The 17,385-nt window shown below is 62.3% G+C and carries 17 protein-coding genes; 2 read left to right on the forward strand and 15 right to left on the reverse strand.

The window, feature by feature from the left end; all coding sequences use genetic code 11:
- Position 1 precedes the first annotated feature (1 nt).
- The 15 genes from ACYQ1A_RS07925 to ACYQ1A_RS07995 all read right to left on the reverse strand — a co-directional run bounded on the left by ACYQ1A_RS07925 (position 2) and on the right by ACYQ1A_RS07995 (position 15,720).
- Complete coding sequence (locus tag ACYQ1A_RS07925; protein WP_499361554.1) at positions 2-2,308, reverse strand: MMPL family transporter; 2,307 nt, start codon at positions 2,306-2,308, stop codon at positions 2-4.
- Positions 2,301-2,915 carry an outer membrane lipoprotein carrier protein LolA gene (locus ACYQ1A_RS07930; protein ID WP_499361555.1) on the reverse strand — a complete coding sequence of 205 codons (615 nt, stop codon included), beginning with the start codon at positions 2,913-2,915 and terminating at the stop codon, positions 2,301-2,303. The genes ACYQ1A_RS07925 and ACYQ1A_RS07930 overlap by 8 nt, the downstream gene beginning before the upstream one ends.
- Complete coding sequence (locus ACYQ1A_RS07935) at positions 2,912-3,349, reverse strand: acyl-CoA thioesterase (RefSeq protein ID WP_499361556.1); 438 nt, start codon at positions 3,347-3,349, stop codon at positions 2,912-2,914. The genes ACYQ1A_RS07930 and ACYQ1A_RS07935 overlap by 4 nt, the downstream gene beginning before the upstream one ends.
- Positions 3,339-4,865 (reverse strand): HAL/PAL/TAL family ammonia-lyase, encoded by a 1,527-nt coding sequence (locus tag ACYQ1A_RS07940; protein WP_499361557.1) that lies wholly within the window; start codon positions 4,863-4,865, stop codon positions 3,339-3,341. Before ACYQ1A_RS07940 ends, ACYQ1A_RS07935 begins: the two co-directional genes overlap by 11 nt.
- 2 nt (positions 4,866-4,867) lie before the next feature.
- Positions 4,868-5,797: a lysophospholipid acyltransferase family protein gene (locus ACYQ1A_RS07945; protein WP_499361559.1), complete on the reverse strand. Its 930-nt coding sequence runs from the start codon at positions 5,795-5,797 to the stop codon at positions 4,868-4,870.
- Positions 5,797-6,549, reverse strand: coding sequence for a glycosyltransferase family 2 protein (locus ACYQ1A_RS07950; protein WP_499361560.1), 753 nt, complete (start codon positions 6,547-6,549; stop codon positions 5,797-5,799). Before ACYQ1A_RS07950 ends, ACYQ1A_RS07945 begins: the two co-directional genes overlap by 1 nt.
- Positions 6,546-8,267, reverse strand: a complete 1,722-nt coding sequence (locus ACYQ1A_RS07955) for an ApeI family dehydratase (RefSeq protein WP_499361561.1) — start codon at positions 8,265-8,267, stop codon at positions 6,546-6,548. Before ACYQ1A_RS07955 ends, ACYQ1A_RS07950 begins: the two co-directional genes overlap by 4 nt.
- Positions 8,254-8,790, reverse strand: coding sequence for a COG4648 family protein (locus ACYQ1A_RS07960; protein WP_499361562.1), 537 nt, complete (start codon positions 8,788-8,790; stop codon positions 8,254-8,256). The genes ACYQ1A_RS07955 and ACYQ1A_RS07960 overlap by 14 nt, the downstream gene beginning before the upstream one ends.
- A 1-nt stretch (position 8,791) precedes the next feature.
- Positions 8,792-9,046, reverse strand: coding sequence for an acyl carrier protein (locus ACYQ1A_RS07965; protein ID WP_062225447.1), 255 nt, complete (start codon positions 9,044-9,046; stop codon positions 8,792-8,794).
- Positions 9,047-9,111: 65 nt separating this feature from the next.
- The gene (locus tag ACYQ1A_RS07970) at positions 9,112-9,378 is read right to left on the reverse strand and encodes a phosphopantetheine-binding protein (protein WP_062225444.1); all 267 of its coding nucleotides are present in this window, start codon (positions 9,376-9,378) and stop codon (positions 9,112-9,114) included.
- Positions 9,365-10,138, reverse strand: a complete 774-nt coding sequence (locus ACYQ1A_RS07975; protein ID WP_499361564.1) for a lysophospholipid acyltransferase family protein — start codon at positions 10,136-10,138, stop codon at positions 9,365-9,367. The genes ACYQ1A_RS07970 and ACYQ1A_RS07975 overlap by 14 nt, the downstream gene beginning before the upstream one ends.
- Positions 10,135-10,854, reverse strand: coding sequence for a beta-ketoacyl synthase chain length factor (locus ACYQ1A_RS07980; protein WP_499361565.1), 720 nt, complete (start codon positions 10,852-10,854; stop codon positions 10,135-10,137). Before ACYQ1A_RS07980 ends, ACYQ1A_RS07975 begins: the two co-directional genes overlap by 4 nt.
- A 234-nt stretch (positions 10,855-11,088) precedes the next feature.
- Positions 11,089-12,147, reverse strand: coding sequence for a type II toxin-antitoxin system antitoxin DNA ADP-ribosyl glycohydrolase DarG (gene darG / locus ACYQ1A_RS07985; protein WP_499361566.1), 1,059 nt, complete (start codon positions 12,145-12,147; stop codon positions 11,089-11,091).
- Between the two features lie 9 nt (positions 12,148-12,156).
- Positions 12,157-12,837 carry a type II toxin-antitoxin system toxin DNA ADP-ribosyl transferase DarT gene (darT, locus tag ACYQ1A_RS07990; RefSeq protein WP_499361568.1) on the reverse strand — a complete coding sequence of 227 codons (681 nt, stop codon included), beginning with the start codon at positions 12,835-12,837 and terminating at the stop codon, positions 12,157-12,159.
- Between the two features lie 138 nt (positions 12,838-12,975).
- Positions 12,976-15,720, reverse strand: a complete 2,745-nt coding sequence (locus ACYQ1A_RS07995) for a chitinase C-terminal domain-containing protein (RefSeq protein ID WP_499361569.1) — start codon at positions 15,718-15,720, stop codon at positions 12,976-12,978.
- 643 nt (positions 15,721-16,363) lie between these two features.
- On the opposite strand from ACYQ1A_RS07995, the gene ACYQ1A_RS08000 reads away from it, so the two are divergent.
- Positions 16,364-16,960 (forward strand): 6-pyruvoyl trahydropterin synthase family protein, encoded by a 597-nt coding sequence (locus tag ACYQ1A_RS08000; RefSeq protein WP_062224349.1) that lies wholly within the window; start codon positions 16,364-16,366, stop codon positions 16,958-16,960.
- A gap of 38 nt (positions 16,961-16,998) precedes the next feature.
- Positions 16,999-17,385, forward strand: coding sequence for a nuclear transport factor 2 family protein (locus ACYQ1A_RS08005; protein WP_499361570.1), 387 nt, complete (start codon positions 16,999-17,001; stop codon positions 17,383-17,385).

Raw genomic sequence — 17,385 nt, forward strand, 5'->3', positions numbered from 1 at the left:
TTTAATCAGGATGAGATGAGAGCCGGAACAACGGGGCCAGCAGCCAGACCAGCCCGATGCCGCTCAGCGTGGCCAGGCCAAACGCGTGCAGCGCGGGGGTATGGCTCAACGCCAGCAAACCAAACGACAGCAAAGTACACAGCGCCGCCAGCGTCACCGCCAGCCAGACGCGCCCGTCATGCGGATGCTCCAGCAAAAAGATGCCGTAATCCATGCCCATGCCCAGGACCAGCAACAGGGTCACGACGGTCAGCAATTGTACGGGCGCTCCGAGCAAACCCAGTAACGCCAGCGTCAATAGTGTGGCGATTGCGGGAGGCAGCAATACCCGCCATGCCTGGCGCCGATATCTGAGGCTCAGCACGATAAAGCTCAAGACATAGGCGCCAATGAGCACCTGAGTCAGCAGCACGCGATAGCGCGTCATCAGGCGCGAGATATCCGCCACCTTGTCCACCCACGTCACGCCACTCAGCCGTAGTTGCGCCAGTTCGCCGCTGACGGCGTTGTTATTCAGACCCTGCAGCAAGACCACGCTGGCATAGCCCTGGCCCTGCTGGCCCAGCCACAGATAGGACGTGGCTTGTGCCGCGGGCGAGCTTATCCAGGCGGCAAAAGTCAGCAGCGGCGCGGGCTGGCGCTGTTGCGCGGTCCAGGCCGGTTCCAATCCGATCTGCCCGGCCACGCCTTCGAGCAATCCCGGCACGTGATCGATATGCGCTTGTCGCCATGCTGCATTGGCACGTTGTTGCGCCACCGAGGGCAGCCAGCGGCTGATGCGTTCGGCCCCCGCCAGCTTGCCCTGCGCAATAAACGGCGCCAGCCGTGCCGCCAATGCTTCTTCCCGCTGCAGCACTTGCTCCGGCGTGTCGCCTTGCACGATAAACAATTGCGCCGGACTGGGCAGGCCCATCACACGGCCGATATCAATCTGTTCTTTGAGTAAACCGGCATCAATGCCAGACAGCGCACGGATATCGTCGGAAACCTGCAAGCGGCTAAGGCCGACCCCCAGTAGCAGCAGCAAAGGCAGGCCCAACCAGGCGTGACGTTTGCCCAGGCGTGGCCAGTGTTTCAACGACTGGCTGATGCAGCGGCTCAAGGGCGTGGCGGGCAAGTTGCGGCTGGCCAGCAGCGGAAACCACAGCATCACGCTCAGCCACGCCGCCACAATGCCGATCACGGCAAAGGCGGCCATTTGCGCCAGACCGGGAAACGGCGTCAGCGCCAGTCCCAGATAACCCAGCGACATGGTGCAGACCGCCAATGCCATGCCCGGCAATAGCCGGCGATAGCGCGTTGGCACCGGCGTGTCGTTGTCGATGCTGGAAGCCAGCGCCAGCAAGCTGTAATCGACCGCGACGCCGACCAGGCTGGTGCCGAACACCAGCGTCAGCATATGGATATGGCCGTAAATCTGCAGCACCAGCGCCGTGCTGACCAGGCTGCCTACTGCCACGGACAAGGCTGCCAGCGCCACCGGGCGCAGACCGCGGAAAGCCAGCAGCGCCAGTAACAACACGCCCAGGGTGGAGCCGACGCCTATGGTCGACATCTCAGATTTAGCGCCGCGTGCGGCGGTCGCTGCGTGCAGGATGACGCCAGCCCGGCGCAATTCCACCTCGGGATACTGTTGCTTGAGCCGTGCTGCGGCCGCTTCCAGCCCGTTCAGCACGTGTTCTTGCAACCCCAGCGAAAACGCACTGCCCTGCAGCGTATACGGCAGCACCACGTAATTGATGCCGCGATCACTGGCACGCAAGTAGCCATCGATGGGCCGCACTTTGTTGGCGCCCGCCAGGCTTTGCAGCCAGTTGGCGTACAAGCCAAACGGATCATCCTGCCACGCCAGCGGGCTGGTACCCGCGGGCGAATAGGCGGCGGCCAGCGCGCGCTGGCTCCAGTCGGTGTTCGCTGCGGCTTGCGCGTCGCCGGGCGAGAGCAGATTGTGCCGATACGGCGCGTAGAAATGGCTGATGCTGTCCAGCGCCGCACCCAGCGCTTGCGGCTGCAGTGGCAAGGATTTGATGTGCTGTTGCCAGAATTGCGCCGCTGCAGCAGCACGCTCGGCATCAGGCGCACCCAGCATGAACACCAGATGGCGCTCGCCCTGGCGCGCCAGCGATTGCAGCGCTGCTTCGGCCAGCGGATTGCGTTGATCACGCGGCAGCAAGGCAAACAGATCGGTATCAATGCGCGTGGGCAAACTGTGGCGTTGCCATAGCAACGCGCCGCCCAGGCCGAGCACCAGCGCCAGCCACAGCAGCGCCAACAGACGTAGCCAGCCGGGCCAACGTGGCTCAGTCAAAGCTGCCCGCCTCGCTGGGCGCCAGCGTTTGTGCGGTGCTGACGTCATGCATGTCGATGCGGGTCACGTCGCCGCTGGCTGAGTTCAGTTCGATATGTTCCACCGTACCCGCGCCTTGCAGCTGAATGCCGGCGATCAACTTGGCCAGCGTGGCGTCTTTGGGTGTCAAAGCCATGCTCCAGCGCTTGCCGTCGACTTTGCCATCGGCGTTAAACATACGCCCGAGCGCCGACACATCGCCCGAGAACAACGAAAACAGCAAACTGCTGACGGTTTTGACGGTGGGCTCTTTATCCGCGCTTAGCTTCATCATCACTTGATCGCCATTGCGCTGCACGATTTCGCCGCGGGTAACCCGCAGCGTGCTGGGGAATGGCTTTTGTGCCTGCCAGATCACGCCTTTTTGCTTGTCGACGAGAAACGATCCCGTCGAGGTCAGCGGCTTTTTGACGCCATTGAGCTGACGCAACTGAGTGAACTGCCCCCGGATGACCGGGGCGTCAATCAGACGACTTTGCACATCCTTGAACAACGCCTCATCCGCCCAGGCGGGCATTACGCCTACGGCCACAACCAGCACGGCCAGGCAACGCAACCACGATTTCATACGGTGACTCCCAGTTTCTGCAACAACACCGGCGGGCAGACGTAACACATCTCGCCGCTCTCACGCACCACCGCCACTTGCACGGTATGGCCCCGCGTCAGACGCGCGCCGCTGGCGTGGTCATGGATTTCATAACGGACTTTGAGACGGTTTTCCCACTCGACGATGTGGGCGCTGACCACAATGCGCTGCATATAGCGCAGCGGCCTGGCGTAGCGGATATTCAGTTCGATAACGGGCCAGACATAGCCCGAAGCGCGCATGGCGGGCACGTCGTAATCGAGCTGCTGAAACAGCGCGGTCCGCGCGTGCTCAAAATAGCGCACGTAATTGCCATGCCAGACAATGTCGAGCGGATCGAGATCGTGAAACGGAATAGTCAGCTCGATCTGCGCCCGCCAGCGCGGATCAGAAGCGCTCGGTTCAGTCGGCATACAGGCTCCACGCTTGTGCATCGATGCGCGTTAACAACTGCCGCAGCAGCGGCTCCAGCGCGACATCTTCTTCGATAAACGCAATCTCTTGCGTCAGTGCCGCACTGAAAAGCGCGGCGTGGCCGTGCAGGGCGACGGTCGCGCCGCCCACACGCTGGCGTAAAGCCAGGCCCTGGCGCACGGTAATCAGCATGGCGGCCAGCACTTGTTCGGTCAGTTGCAACACCCGCAAGCAATCGCGCGCGGCAATGGTGCCCATACTGACCTTGTCCTGGTTATGGCATTCGGTAGAACGCGAAAACACCGAGGCTGGCATGGTCAGTTTGAGCGCCTCGGCCGTCCACGCCGACACGCTGATCTGCAGCGCCTTCAATCCGTGATTGATCGCAGCGCGCGGCCCGGTCGCACCCGACAGATTGGCGGGCAGGCCGTTGTTGTAGCGCGCATCCACCAGCAGCGCCATTTGCCGGTCGAGCAGATCGGCGATATTGGCGATCAGGTTCTTCAGGCTATCCATGGCAAAGGCGATATGCCCGCCATAGAAATGGCCGCCATGCAGCAAACGGCCGCTGTCGGGGTCGATCAGCGGATTGTCGTTGGCGCTGTTGAGTTCGTTTTCGATGGTGTCGCGCAAGAACGGCAGCGCATCTTGCAGCACGCCGATTACATGCGGGGCACAACGCAGTGAATAGCGATCCTGCAAGCGCTGCTCCTGGCCGATTGCCTCGATATCGCTGGCTATGCGCGCGGCCACCTTTTGCTGGCCCGCATGCGGCTTGGCGGCAAACAGGGCGGCGTCAAAGTGATAGGCATTGCCCGCCGCCGTTGCCACCGCCAGGCTGGTGATACGTGCCGCCAGCTGGCTGACGTAGTGGGCTTTGTCCCACGCCAGGCAGGCCAACGCCGTCATCACCGCCGTGCCGTTCATGATGGCGAGGCCTTCTTTGGGCCGTAGTTGCAAGGGGCTGCGGCCGAGGGTGGCCAGGGCTTGCGCGGCGCTCTGCAGCTGGCCGTCGGCCAACACTTCGCGCTCGCCACACAACGCAGCGGCAACATAGGACAGCGGCGTCAGATCCCCACTGGCCCCGACCGAACCCTCGGCCGGAATCAGCGGCAACACATCGTGCGCCAGCAAGGCGTGGAGTTGCTGTAGCAGCGCCAGGCTAACGCCGGAATAGCCGCTCTTGAGCGATGCCAGCCGGGTGGCGAGGATGGCGCGGGTTTGCGGCGGGCTGAAATGCGCGCCCAGGCCACAGCCGTGATAGGTGTACAGATGCCGAGGCAACTCGCCCACCAGATCGAGCGGAATGCCGACGGTGCAGGAATCGCCATAGCCGGTGGTAACGCCATAAATCTGGCCGTGTTCAGCCAACATGGCGTCAAGTTGCGCGGCGCCGCTGGCGATACGGGCGCGCCAGGCGCTGTCTTCGCTCAGCTCGGCGCGGGCCTGCCGCCGCGCCAGGGCGACGATGTCTTCGATGCGCAAACGCGCGGGGCCAAATACCACGGCGTTCATCGCTACTCTCCGCGTGGGGCGCTGCCCCAGAAATCAAAAAAGTTAAACCACTGGAACGGCGCAGCCACACAGGCTTGCGCCATTTGCTCGGCATAAGCTTGCGCCAGCGCGGTCGCGCCGCCGATCCGGTCGGCACGCGGCAAGCGCACGGCGTCGGCCAGCACGCGTATCGTGATCACCGAACGCGCGCCCTCGCGCCGTGCCATCAGGCTGATCAGCGGGCAGCGCAACATATTCGCCAGCAGATACGGCCCGAACGGCAGCGGCGCGGGCGCGCCAAGAAAATCCACATTCAGCACCGGGCCTTGTTCGGACACCGGCACGCGGTCACCGGCAATCACGATAAATTCACCGCGCTCAACCTTCTCCGCCAGCATCACCGCCGTCGCGGGCGAAAAGTCGCTGACCTGGATCAGATCGAGCTGGCTATCGGGGGCCAGATCGTGCAGCACGCGGTTAAAGCGTTCGGCATGCCGCGTATGCACAAAGATATTCAGTTTGATGCCTTGGCGGCGCTGGCGCGCAATCGCGCGGCACAGCTCGAAATTGCCGATATGCGACACCACAAACACGCCGCCGCGCCCGGCATCGAGCAGATCCAGCACGGCTTGGCGGCCGCTGACGCTCACTTCGCCCAGGCGATCCGGATCGCTCCACGCCAGCACTTTATCCACCAGCGCTTCGGCAAAGGCGGCAAAGTGGCGCAGCACATTCAGCAAGCCGGGCCGTGGCGTGCAGCCATTGCTGTACAGATACAGCCGCGCCAGATAATCGCGCGAAGCCCGCCGCGCCACTGCGCGCGTCAGCACATACCACGCCAGCACCGGATACAAGGCCAGCCGGAACGGCCAGCGCCCGCACAGCCGGTACAGCGCAAACATGAACTTCATGCCGCCCACAAAGCCTGCCTCGCCGATGCGTGCCCAATGCATCAGGCGCACCGCATACCGGCGCGACCGCTAACGAGGCGGGCCAACAACAGCGGCAAGCGCAGCAACATGCCAAGGAACAGGCGACCATGCATCAGCGAAATGCGGATGTTGTCGCGCAGCACATCAAAGTGCGACACGCCGTCGCTGGGATAACTAACATGCACCGGCACATTGACGATAGGCACGCCGCGCCAGTCCAGCCGCACCAGGATTTCGGTATCGAAATCCATGCGCCGGCCGATATGCGCGCGCGCTGCCAGCGCCAGCGTGGTGGCCAGCGGATACAGGCGTAAACCACACATCGAATCCTTGATGCGCAGCGACAACGTATTCAGCCAGACCCAGATATGCGTGGCATAGCGGCCATAGAGCCGCACCTTGGGCACCGAGGCGTCATAGATGGGATAACCGGCGATCACGGCGTCCGGGTGCGCTTGCGCGGCGGCGATCATGCGCGGCAGATCGCGCGTGTCGTGCTGGCCGTCGGAATCAATCTGGATGGCGTGGCTATAACCCAGCGCGTGCGCGGCGCGAAAGCCACTCAGCACCGCCACGCCTTTGCCCTGGTTGTGCGGCAGGCGTTCCAGCGTAACCCCGGTTTGCTGAGCCAGCTGGTCCAGCACGGCTGCGCAGGCAGCGCTGCTGCCGTCGTCGACCAGCAGCACCGGCAGATCGAGCGCACGCAAGGCGGCGACCACCGCGCCAACCGCACGCTCGTGGTTATAAACGGGAATGACGGCGCACAGTTTCATGCGGCCTCAAAGCGCATACGGCCGCTGGAATGCGCGCGCGTGGTTTCGGCGCTGAGCGCGCTGACATAGCTGAAATTGAGTTGCTGTTTGTCGACGCGATAATCCAGCGTCAGGGTGACCGCAGCATCGGGCAGGATCACATTCTGGAACTTGATCGCATCCATGCCGCAAAAACGTGGCGGCAAAGCAAAGTACTGGCGGCCGAAATGCACGGCCCAATCGATCTGGGTAACGCCCGGTAACACGCCTTGCTCGACAAAGTGGCCAGCGAAATGTGCGGCGTTGGGCGGAATATGCAGTTGCAATACCACGTGATCAGCGCCCTGGCTGACGCCGGTAATTGCAGGATAACGCGGCCGTGCAGCGGGCACCGGCGCATCGAACAAGGCTTTGATATCTTGCTCGCGCACTTTGCTCATGCTGGTTTGCGGCAAGGCATCGACAAAGCGCCAGCGCCGCGGCAGGGCCACCCGATCAAAGCGCAGGGCCAGCTTTTCGCGCAGCGCGCGGCCCAGACTGGCGTGACCGAGCGCCTGCGCCTGGGCCCGGCCGGCGGCATTAAGCACCACCGCGGCGGCCAGCTCGGTGCGCTCGCCGGGCAGCACAATCACACGCGACTCGCTAATCCAGCCGGTTTGCGACAGCGCGGTTTCCAGCGCGGTCAGCGAGACGCGTTTTTCTTCGATCTTGGCGATACGATCGGCGCGCCCGAGCAAACGGAAGGTGCCATCGGCAGCAAACGCCGCCTGATCGGCCGTCACAAACCAGTCCATGCTCGGCAGATACGGCGAGCGCAATTGCAGCAGGCCGTCAGCGGACAGGGCGACGTCCACTTGGGGCAGCGCAGTCCAGGCCGCGCTGGGCTGGTCGCGCCAGGCGATGCCACCGGTCTCGGAGCTACCAAAAATTTCGCGCACCGCCAGACCCGATTGCGCGCGGATCTGGTCGGAAGTGGCAGCAGGCAACGGCCCGCCCGAAGAGAAAATGGCGACGTGGTGGCTGGCAACGGCGGCCCAATCCAGGGTATCGGGCAAGCGCTTGAGAAAAGCCGGGCTGGACACCAGCACTTGCGGCACGTGGGCGGCGGCCACGGTCAGCGCCTCGGGAAAAGCCAATGCCTGCGCGGCAAAAGGACGGCCCGACACCAGTGGCCAGATCACGCGGAACAACAATCCATATAAATGCTGTTGCGACACGGTGGCGACCACCAGCGCATCGGCCGGGATGGTGGCGCCAAACACGCTGTCCTGTGCCTGCATCTCATCGTTGAGCTGGGCCAGGCGTTTTTCGATGCACAAGGGTTCGCCGGTGGAGCCGGAGGTAAACACCGCCACGGCACGTTGTGCCGGATCAAGCGGCTTGAGGGGTACGGTTGACGTTGAACGCGCCCAGCCGCAATGATCGGCGCCGGTAAATTCGCCCAGCAAGGCCACGGCGCGCTGACGCATTTGCGCTGCGGTCGCGGGCGTGGCGTCAGCCGGCAGAATGACGCAGCGGCCTGCATGCCAGGCCGCCAGCAACCAGACACTGGCGCGATAACAATCGCTGTCATACAAGGCCACATCGCCCGGCGGCACGCATTGCAACAAGGCGCAGGCACGCGCGACATCCACACGCCATTGCGCGCGACGTATCCAGTGCCCGTCGCGCCACGCCAGCGGCAGACTATCTGCGCCAGCCAGCGCGCCCAGGCTCAAATCCAGTTCAGTGTTGCTCATTTCGTCTCACACGCTGGCGCACCAGCCATTCGCCAGCAAACAGACAGCCCATCGCGATATAAGCGATGACGCCGTTATACAGCGCCCAGATGCGGGCATCGCCCCACAGCACGGTCAGCAAAGCCAGCGTGCCATTGAGCGCAAAAAATCCACACCACACCACGGTCACCTTGCGCGTATAGCGCACGCCCGAAGGCGGCAGCTCCGGTTCGGTCAACCGCGCCAGCCGTTCGATGACCGTCTGCGGCGCCCGCAAACTGAGCCCGAACACCAGCAGCAAACAGGCATTGACCAGCACCGGATACAAGCGCACCGGTAAGTCATTGCGCGCCAGCAATGCCACGGCGCCACACAAGGCGGCTACCGGCGCCAGCCACGCCATGCCAGGCAAGGCATGGCGGCGGCGCCAGGCCAGCGGCAGCAAGGCCAGGCCTGCCAGCCAGAACGGCCAGTGCAGATAACGGAACAGCCAGAACAGCGCCGGCACGCTTAGCCCGGCCAGCGCTGCTAACCATGCGGGCACGTCAGGCCCCGTGTTCCTGCAACTGGCGATACACGGCTTCGACCACGTCTTCCACCGTACGCACCGCCTTGAATGCCTCCGGCGCCATCTTTTTGCCGGTGGCTTGTTTCAGCCGCACGATCAGATCCACCGCATCGATGCTGTCGATATCCAGATCTTCATACAAACGCGCTTCGGGCTTGATCAGCTCTGGCTTGATTTCAAAGGTCTGGGCCAGCTCTTTGGCGATCCAGTCGTAAATGTCCTGCTTTTGCATGCTGCTCTCCACCCCGCCGCCAGCAACCCGACCACGGGCTGCGGGATTGATCCGTTCATTTGATTTTATTTGGTGCGATGCGTGCCCACATACGCCGCCAACGCCGCCACCGAAGCGAAATGCTGGCGCGTCTCGGCGGAATCTGCGGCAAAGCTCAGGCCGTAACGCTTTTGCAGCGCCACGCCCAGTTCCAGCGCGTCGATCGAATCCAGCCCGAGGCCTTCGCCAAACAAAGGCGCGTCGGTATCGATATCGGCGGGGGAGATTTCTTCCAGATTCAGGCTATCGATGATCAGGGTCTTGATCTCGGCGACCAGGTCAGCTTGGGTCATGTCGCGCTATCTCTTTGCTAAAAAATTGTTCTAGCCAGGTGGTTAACCACCTGGCCTGTAATGGCGTTTCGCCGTGCCCGGCCAGCAAGGGCGCCAGTTCGATATCGTCGAGCACATGCACGCAAAAATGCGGTTGGCGCAGGGGCGGACGATACCATTTGCTGCGCTTGGTCAGTGTTGGCTCAGACACGGTAATGATGACCGGCGTGATGGTAGCTGGCCCGCGCACGGCAATATTGGCCGCGCCACGCTGAAAATGTTGAGGCTGGCCCGGCTCATCGCGCGTGCCCGCCGGAAAAATAATCAGGTTGTTGCCGCGCGCCAGCGTATCCAGCCCGGCCTGCACCAGTTCCGGCCCCATCGCATTACTGATATAGCCCGCCATGCGCACGACACCCGCAGTGAAGGGATTCCGCCACATTGCCGCCTTGACCACGCAATCGGGCTGCTCGATCAGGGCCATCAAGATCACCACATCGATAAGCGAAGGATGATTGGGCAGGATCAGCAGGCCACGACGGCGCAGTTTGTCGCGACCATACACAGTCAGCGTCATCGCGCCGGTGATCTGCATCAAACCAACCTGCGCGGCCATGGCCTTATGCACGATGCGTTTGCCCAGTTGCTGCCGCTGCGGCGCGCGCCAGAACAGCCACAACAGAGGCACCAGCAACAACTGCATCAGCACGCCACCGAGGCCGAACAAGATAAACCCCAGCGCAAACAACGTTGCGCGCCACGTCCGCGCCAGCGCGTTCATTGCGCGGGCGTGCGGCTGATGTGCCAGCCGCTCAGGCTGAGCGCCAGGCTGGGCGCATCGGTCAGCAAAAAGCGCATCAGATCAAGCGGGGCGGCATCTTGCCCCGGCCCGGGCTGATGATGCAAGCGCAATTGCGCGCCTGGCGTCAGTGTCAGCAACGCGGCGAAGGCCGGTGTGGCAGTTTCGCCATAGCGCGCATACATCTCGGGCAACGGTTCATCGCAAAACAGCAAACGCACACCGGGCGCGCCATCGGCCAATTGCATCGCCGCCTCGATCAAACCGCCCAATGCGGTTTGCGTACCCGCCGCCAACGCCGACACCGGCGTTTGCTGTTGGGTGGCGATGGTATACAGGCCGCCAATGGCGTTATGCACCGACATGCTGAACGACTGCGGCGACACCGCACCGCTCTCGGCCAGCTCTTGCAGCAAGGCAGTCGAACGCAAAATCTCGCCATAGCGCGACGCCACCACCAGCGGCAAGTCTGCCGACGCGGGCTGCGCATACAAGGTTTCCAGCGCCATCCGTCCCAGCTGCTGCGCCCGCCGCCGCAACATCGCCGGCATCGCCGCCACTGCAGGCTCTTGCTGCTGTGGCTGGCGCTCACCGGTACGCGCCCAATGCTGCCAGGCCTCAGGCGTGGTCAGATCGCTCGCCCAGGCAGACCAGGCGTGCAGATTAAAACTGAGGGATGCGGCAGATGTGGCGGACATGAACGGGTATTACGCGTGGGCCGTTTTAAAAAATCGATTGAAAACAAAAGCCTGCATCAATCAAGGCGGCCGCCATCGTGCCATAGCGGGCTGACGCTGGCAAATTCAGCAGGCCGCGCGCGTCTGGTCGAACGCGTCGGTTTACCTGGACGAGGTTTTGTGGTTTGGCGCTCTGAATGGGCATTTGAACGCGGCGCACGGCTTCGCCTCCTGCCGCGGCGAGCAGACAGCAGGTCAGGCCCCGTTCTGACACTGCGCCAGTTTCAGCCAGCCTTTATCGGCCAGCGTGGCGGCGGCAAGCCGGATCTGCCTTGGCGAGAACCTGGGTTTTAGCTCGTGCCACGCATAAACCTGCTCAGTCAGTTGCTCCACCGTATCGCCCGGATTGTGTTTGCCACACCAGTGCACGGTGGCCAGCAATTCAAGGCCAAATGGCGATTCAAAACCCTGCACCAGATCGGCGACCTGGCTAAAGCGTTGCCGCGTAGCGGCAAAGCTTTCAAGAAAACGCGTTGCTTGCGCCTGTGCACCCGGCATCAGCGAGATCACCTTGCCAGGCGCATCGCCCCCATCGGCATAGCCGGTAACAAAATGGCCCTCGATCGCGTTCATCACGTGCCGCAGGTTTTCGGCATACGGGCCGTAGTGGCCGGCTTTGAATTGCAGCTCGAGGGGTTCCCCCGCGGCTTGCATGAAGTACATCAGTTTGTGCACCTCCAGCGACGAAACCGTGGGATCAAGCAAGCCTTTCAGGTATTGCGCGATCAGCTCGATCAACGCGGCGCGACCTGGCGTCATGGCGGGCGGCGCATGGCGGGCTGGCGCCTGCGCAGAAACGGGTATGCCGTCGGGCTCATATATCAGTACCCGCAAGCCCCGCAGGTCCGCCAGCGCCGATTCAATCCTGGGTTTGACCAGCCCCCAATCCAGCCCGCCCAGACCACTGCCCAAGGGCGGGAGCGCGACCGACTGGATGCCATTGGCACTGATTACCTGGCGCAAATCCGCAAGGCCCGCTTCGATATCGGCCAGCAGGCTTCTCTGCTTCCAATGCCGTTTGGTCGGGAAATTGATGATAAAGGCAGGCGCGGCTGCGCCGGTTGAGTGCACGAACATCTTGCCCGGCTGCACTTGCTGCCGTTTGCATGCGGCGGCGTAGTCGCGAAAATTGTCTGGCCACTGCCGCTTGAACTGCAGCGCGATGCCCCGCCCCATTACGCCCACGCAATTGACGGCATTGACCAGCGCGTCGGCATCGGCCAGCAACAAATCACCGCGGGTGTATTCAATCATGTCCAGCTCTCAGTAATACCAATCGGGTCTGACTTCGATCACCGGGCGATGCGGCGCGCCGGACGCGTCCTGAATGGTCGCGGCGACACGTTGGCCAATCAGCCTTGAATGCACGCCTATCCGCTCGACCAGTCGCCAGGGGAAAGCACGCTCCAGCAAGAACTCAGCTTGTTTGCCTTCACGACAGCCTGCCCAGTTGCGGCTGTTTACAGCGTCCCACTGGATTTCGTGCAGGCAAGCCAGATCGCAGCGATCTTCGAAATAGCGTGAACCGGCATTGGACAAGGTAAATGCCCAGCGGCGATTGTACCGCTGCGCCCATGCCACCGCAGCACGCAGATCCGCCTGCAAATGAATGATGGGTGTCTGCCCTCCCCGGTAGGCAAGCTCCGCGTGGTTGGCCATGTGGATCAAATAGAGCATCACCGAGCGCGGGCAAAAATAAAAAGGGACGCACTGCCCCACATAAAGCCCCGGATGGCTATGCAAGACCAGTTCCGTCAATCTGCGCGCCTTGATGCTGGCCAGACCGATCATGCTGCCTGCCAGAGTTTGCTCCGCGCTTGTCGCATCGCAGTGCAATCCACGTTGTTGCAGGATCGACGCGAGTCGATCCACATGGACGATGTGATAAATCTGCGGGCGAGCGGGCACGAACATGGCGACGGTGGCTGAGTGGCGATCGGGCATCGTCCACCGCGGGCCGCAGGCAAACCCTGAGCAGGATCAAACCGGATAATTCCGATAAAACGATCGCTGTCTTGAGTAAAAAACAAACCCGGCACAAGTCCGGGTTTGGGGTACTGCGATCACGGATGGCTGCGGGGCTTATTGCAGGCCCAGCGGGGCATCCGGGTTTTCTTGCTGCAGCACGTACTTGTTGCCGCCGATGGTGACCACGTAGTTGGACGGGCCCGAGATCGGCAGATAGTAGTTGAGTGCCACCGTTACCGTCGCGCCTGGCGCCAGCGATTGCCAGGTGGGCAGGCTGAACGACGCGTGGTTGTAGTTGGCTTTAAAGCCACCGATGTTGTTGGGGCCGCTGTAGCCAGCCTTGGTGGTTTTGAGGCCAAAGCCCGATTGGTCCGCCATGGTGGCCGGGGCCGACACAGGGTAATCGAACTCGATGGTGGTGCCGCCCGCGATGGTTTGCGTGGTGTTGTTGGTGATTTCCATCTTCGGCGTGATTGGGTAGTTGTTATCACCCAGCGGCCATTGGTCGAGCACGATGGCCAGTTTCACGGCCGAAGTCGGCAGCGCGGTTTCGGATTTGGTGTTGCCGTAGGGCGCGGCAGCGCTGAAGGCGGCGTACAGATCATTGGTTAGCGTGTAACCAATAAAGTACTCACCCTTGCCGCCGTTTTTGGTGGCATCCCAATCGTAATCGCCAGCCAGTTCCCAGATCATGGCGCCGCCGATGCCGTTATCGACAATGTATTGCGCCTTGGCCTTGATCGACTGCTCGGTTTCGGTGGAGATAAACACCTGCTTGGTGGCGTTCCACAACCACGGCGCCACCAGCGCGGCGCTGTAGTTCGGCACATAGGTGCCGGTCAGCGTTTTGTCGGTGACTTTATAGGCGTCCAGATAATCCGGGACGATGCCGTTCTGCAGGTTAAGCGCATGCCACAACGGGTTGCCGCCGCCCGGAACCGGGTTGCCCTGGCTGTCGAGGTCGTACCACACGTTGTCGATGCCGGTTGCACCCGTGCCGCACGTGGCCACACCGGCGCACGTGACCGTGCTGCTGGTGGTGCCGCTGGTGCCCCACAAACCGTTGGTGCCGCCGGTCACGCCTTTCCAGCCGCGCGTGTAATACGGCACGCCGATATTGATCCGGCCGGCTTGCATTGCGCCGCGGTAGTAGTGATACGCCCAGTCGGTGTTCAGATAACCAATGCCACCGTACTGGCCCGCGCCATACACGCCACCGGCTTTCAGCTCGGCATCATTGCCATCGTCATACAAGGCGGCATTCGGCCCCACGTACTGGTTCCACGAGCCATGCAGGTCGTACGACATCAGGCTGGCGTAGTCCAGATATTGCAGACCGGCCATATTTTCTTCGCCACGCAAAATCCAGCCCGAAGCCGAGCCGGCAATACTGAGCATGTAGTACTTCTGATCAGCCACCGCGGCGGCATCCAGTTTCTGGCGGATGGATTTGAGCAGCAGCGTATAGCTGGGCATCAGGCCCTTCAGACGCGGCGTGGACAGGCTGAAATCCAGCGGATTGCCCGCTTGCGCGTTGCTGGTGGGGTGCTCGTAATCGATATCCACACCATCAAAGAAGGTGTACTGGCGCAGGAACGCCACCACCGAATCGGCAAACGTGTTGATGCCCGCGGTATTGGCGCTGCCATCGGCATTGGTGGTCATGGTGTAGAAGCCGGTACCGCCAGCCCAACCGCCAATCGACAACATGATCTTGACCTTGGGGTTGGCCTTTTTGTATTGCGCCAACAGGTTGAAGTGACCGTTGTACGGCAGCGAGGTATCCATGGCCGCACCTGCGACGCCGGGCCAGGTGAGGCCGATTTCGGGGCTGGTGGCGCTGGTGTCGATCTGCAGCTTGTAGCTGGTCGGGTTGACCGAGGCAAACGCATAGTTGATATGCGACACCTTGGACCACGGGATGTTGTTGACCAGGTAGGCGGGCGTGCCGTCCTTGCCGGTGCGCCAGCTGGCGAAGTACGCCACGATGCGACGGCTGAGGTTGTTGGCCAGCACTTCGCGGCCATTGGCGTCATACACCTTGCAGTACGGCACGCTGGTGGCGCCCGGGATCAGGCCATCCGGACGGCAGGCGTTGGCGGACGGCGTCGGTGCCGGAGTGGGTGTGGGTGCGGGGGTCGGGGTTGCCGTCGGCGTCGGGGTTGGGACTGGCGTCGGCGCGGCGGTTGGGGTCGGGGTGGGCGCGGGCGTCGGGGTTGGCGTGGGTTTCGGTGTGGGTGCAGGGGTCGGTGCCGGTGTGGGCGTTGGCGTCGGGGCTGGCGTCGGCGTGGTGCTGCCGCAATTGCCGACGATCAACCACGGTTGGCCGCTGCCCGCGGTGCCGGAATTGGTGGCGGGGCTATTGCCTTGCGTCCACCAGTTGGCTTTGTAGTTAACGCCGTTCAGGCTGACCAGCGCGCCTGCGTTATACGCGGTGGTGGCGCTCCAGGTCGGGTTGCAACCGCTGGCCGGGGTCGGCGCGGGCGTCGGTGTCGGCGCGGGGGTGGCGGCTGGCGTCGGCGCCGGCGTCGGGGCTGGCGTGGCCACCGGGGTGGGCGCGGGGGTTGCCACCGGCGTCGGGGCCGGGGTGGGCGCTGCGGTCGGTGTCGGGGTAGGTGTGGCGCTGCCGCCGGTATCTACGCCCAGATCTTTCCACAGACTCGGCGTGCTGGCCGGGTTCCAGTTGGCGCCCACGTAATCGGTCTGGGTAACCAGCGCCTGATAATCGTGGCCGTTATATACAACAATGCTGCCAGCGGTATAAGTACCGCCATCCTGCCAGGCCGGATACGCGGCAAACGCGCATACCGAGACCAGGGCAGCGGGCAAGGCCGCAAGGGCCAGCCGGGTGCTCTTCATGGTTATGTCTCCATCCATACTCTGGTTAACGCACGCTCTGTACGTGCCTCTGCGTCGGCATTTTTTGTAAGAAAACGATTTGCCAACGGCGCGCGGCGGGCCTTTTTCTGGCTGTTTGACCGCGTGCATCGCTGATTACCATTGAAGGGCCAGAGGCTGTCAACACGGTGGGTTTGCGGTGGAATGCGCGGTTTGGGCACTGGTATTAGCGCAAGCTGCGCTGGCGGGATCCATGCCGTGATCATTTTTATGCTGCGCTGCAATATAAAAATGGCGAGGCCTTGCCCCGCGCGGCCTGGCGCGTGCGGCTGCACACAATCAGCAGGCCCTGATATAGGCGCGGCGCGGCGTGTGGCTTATCGCAGTGGTCTTTACAGCACCGCTTTTCGCCGCTGAACGGTGGCATTTTTGTTTCAGTGCGCTGGCGTGGGTACGGCGTTTACCTTACGGCGGTGGCAATTTGCGGGAGCCGTGATTTAGTGAATGGCTTTGGGTGGTGGGTCTGGACCCACCCTATGCACCACTTTTATGGGGTCGCTCCGAATCCGCCGCGCCACGCGGCTGAACTGCGCCACGGCGGCGGCGGGGTTGCTCGAAAAGCGGGCAACATGATAAAACCCGAGTTCATTACTCAGGTTTTATCATGCTGATCCGCAAGCTCTTCAAGTTCGAAAACGCCCATATCGTGCGCAACTGTTCCAGCGATCGTTGCCGCCATTCCATCCACGGCCACAGCTATAAGGTTGAGGTGCTGCTGGAGGCGCATACGCTGGACCACGGTCAGATGGTGTACGACTTCGGTTTGATGAAGGGCACCATCAAGGATGTGATCGATGCGTTTGATCACGCCATCTGTTTCTGGGACAAAGACGACCCCGAGTACATCCGCCTGTGCAAGCAATTCAGCGCGCGCTGGATTGCTTTGCCGGTATCGCCCTCCGCCGAGCAGTTTGCTCGACTATTCTTTATCGTCATCGACGCCATTTTGCAGAACACGGTCATGAAGAACGGCGAAGGCGATGTGCGCCTGCATTCGGTGATCGCGCATGAAACCGACACCGGCTACGCACAAGCCTTCCGCGAAGACGCCGACAACGCCCGCATGGGCGTCATCCGCCCCGCCGATATCGTGTTCTCAGAGCAAGTGCTGGCGGAATGGCAAGACCCGCAAATGATGCAGAAGCTGATTGCGGGGCAGACGTTCGTTAACCCCGATGTGCCGTTGCAAGTAAAGGTCTGAGGGCCGCTGCGGCAGATCGTGTAACAGGACAGACTGACATGATTTCCGCAGAAACCCATCCCGATCCGGCCGCGCTGATCCAGGCGCAACTGGATGCCTATAACGCCCACGATATCGACGCCTTTGTCGCCTGTTACGCCGAGGACGTGCGCGCCGCGGTGTGGCCGTCCGACAAGACACGGCTGGAAGGCCGCATCGCCTTCGCCGGCTATTACCGGCTGCATCGCTTTAACCGCCCCAATCTGCACGCCGAACTGGTCAATCGCATTGTGTTTGGCCATGTGGTGATTGATCACGAAATCATCACCGGGCTGGACCAGTTAACGGTGGAAGTGGTGGCGATCTATCAGATCAAGGATGGCCTGATCGCCAGCGTGCACTTTGTTGAATACGAGCCCGACGTCGGCTTTGCGCTGGAGCCTTAG

Source organism: Silvimonas sp. JCM 19000 (assembly GCF_054652575.1).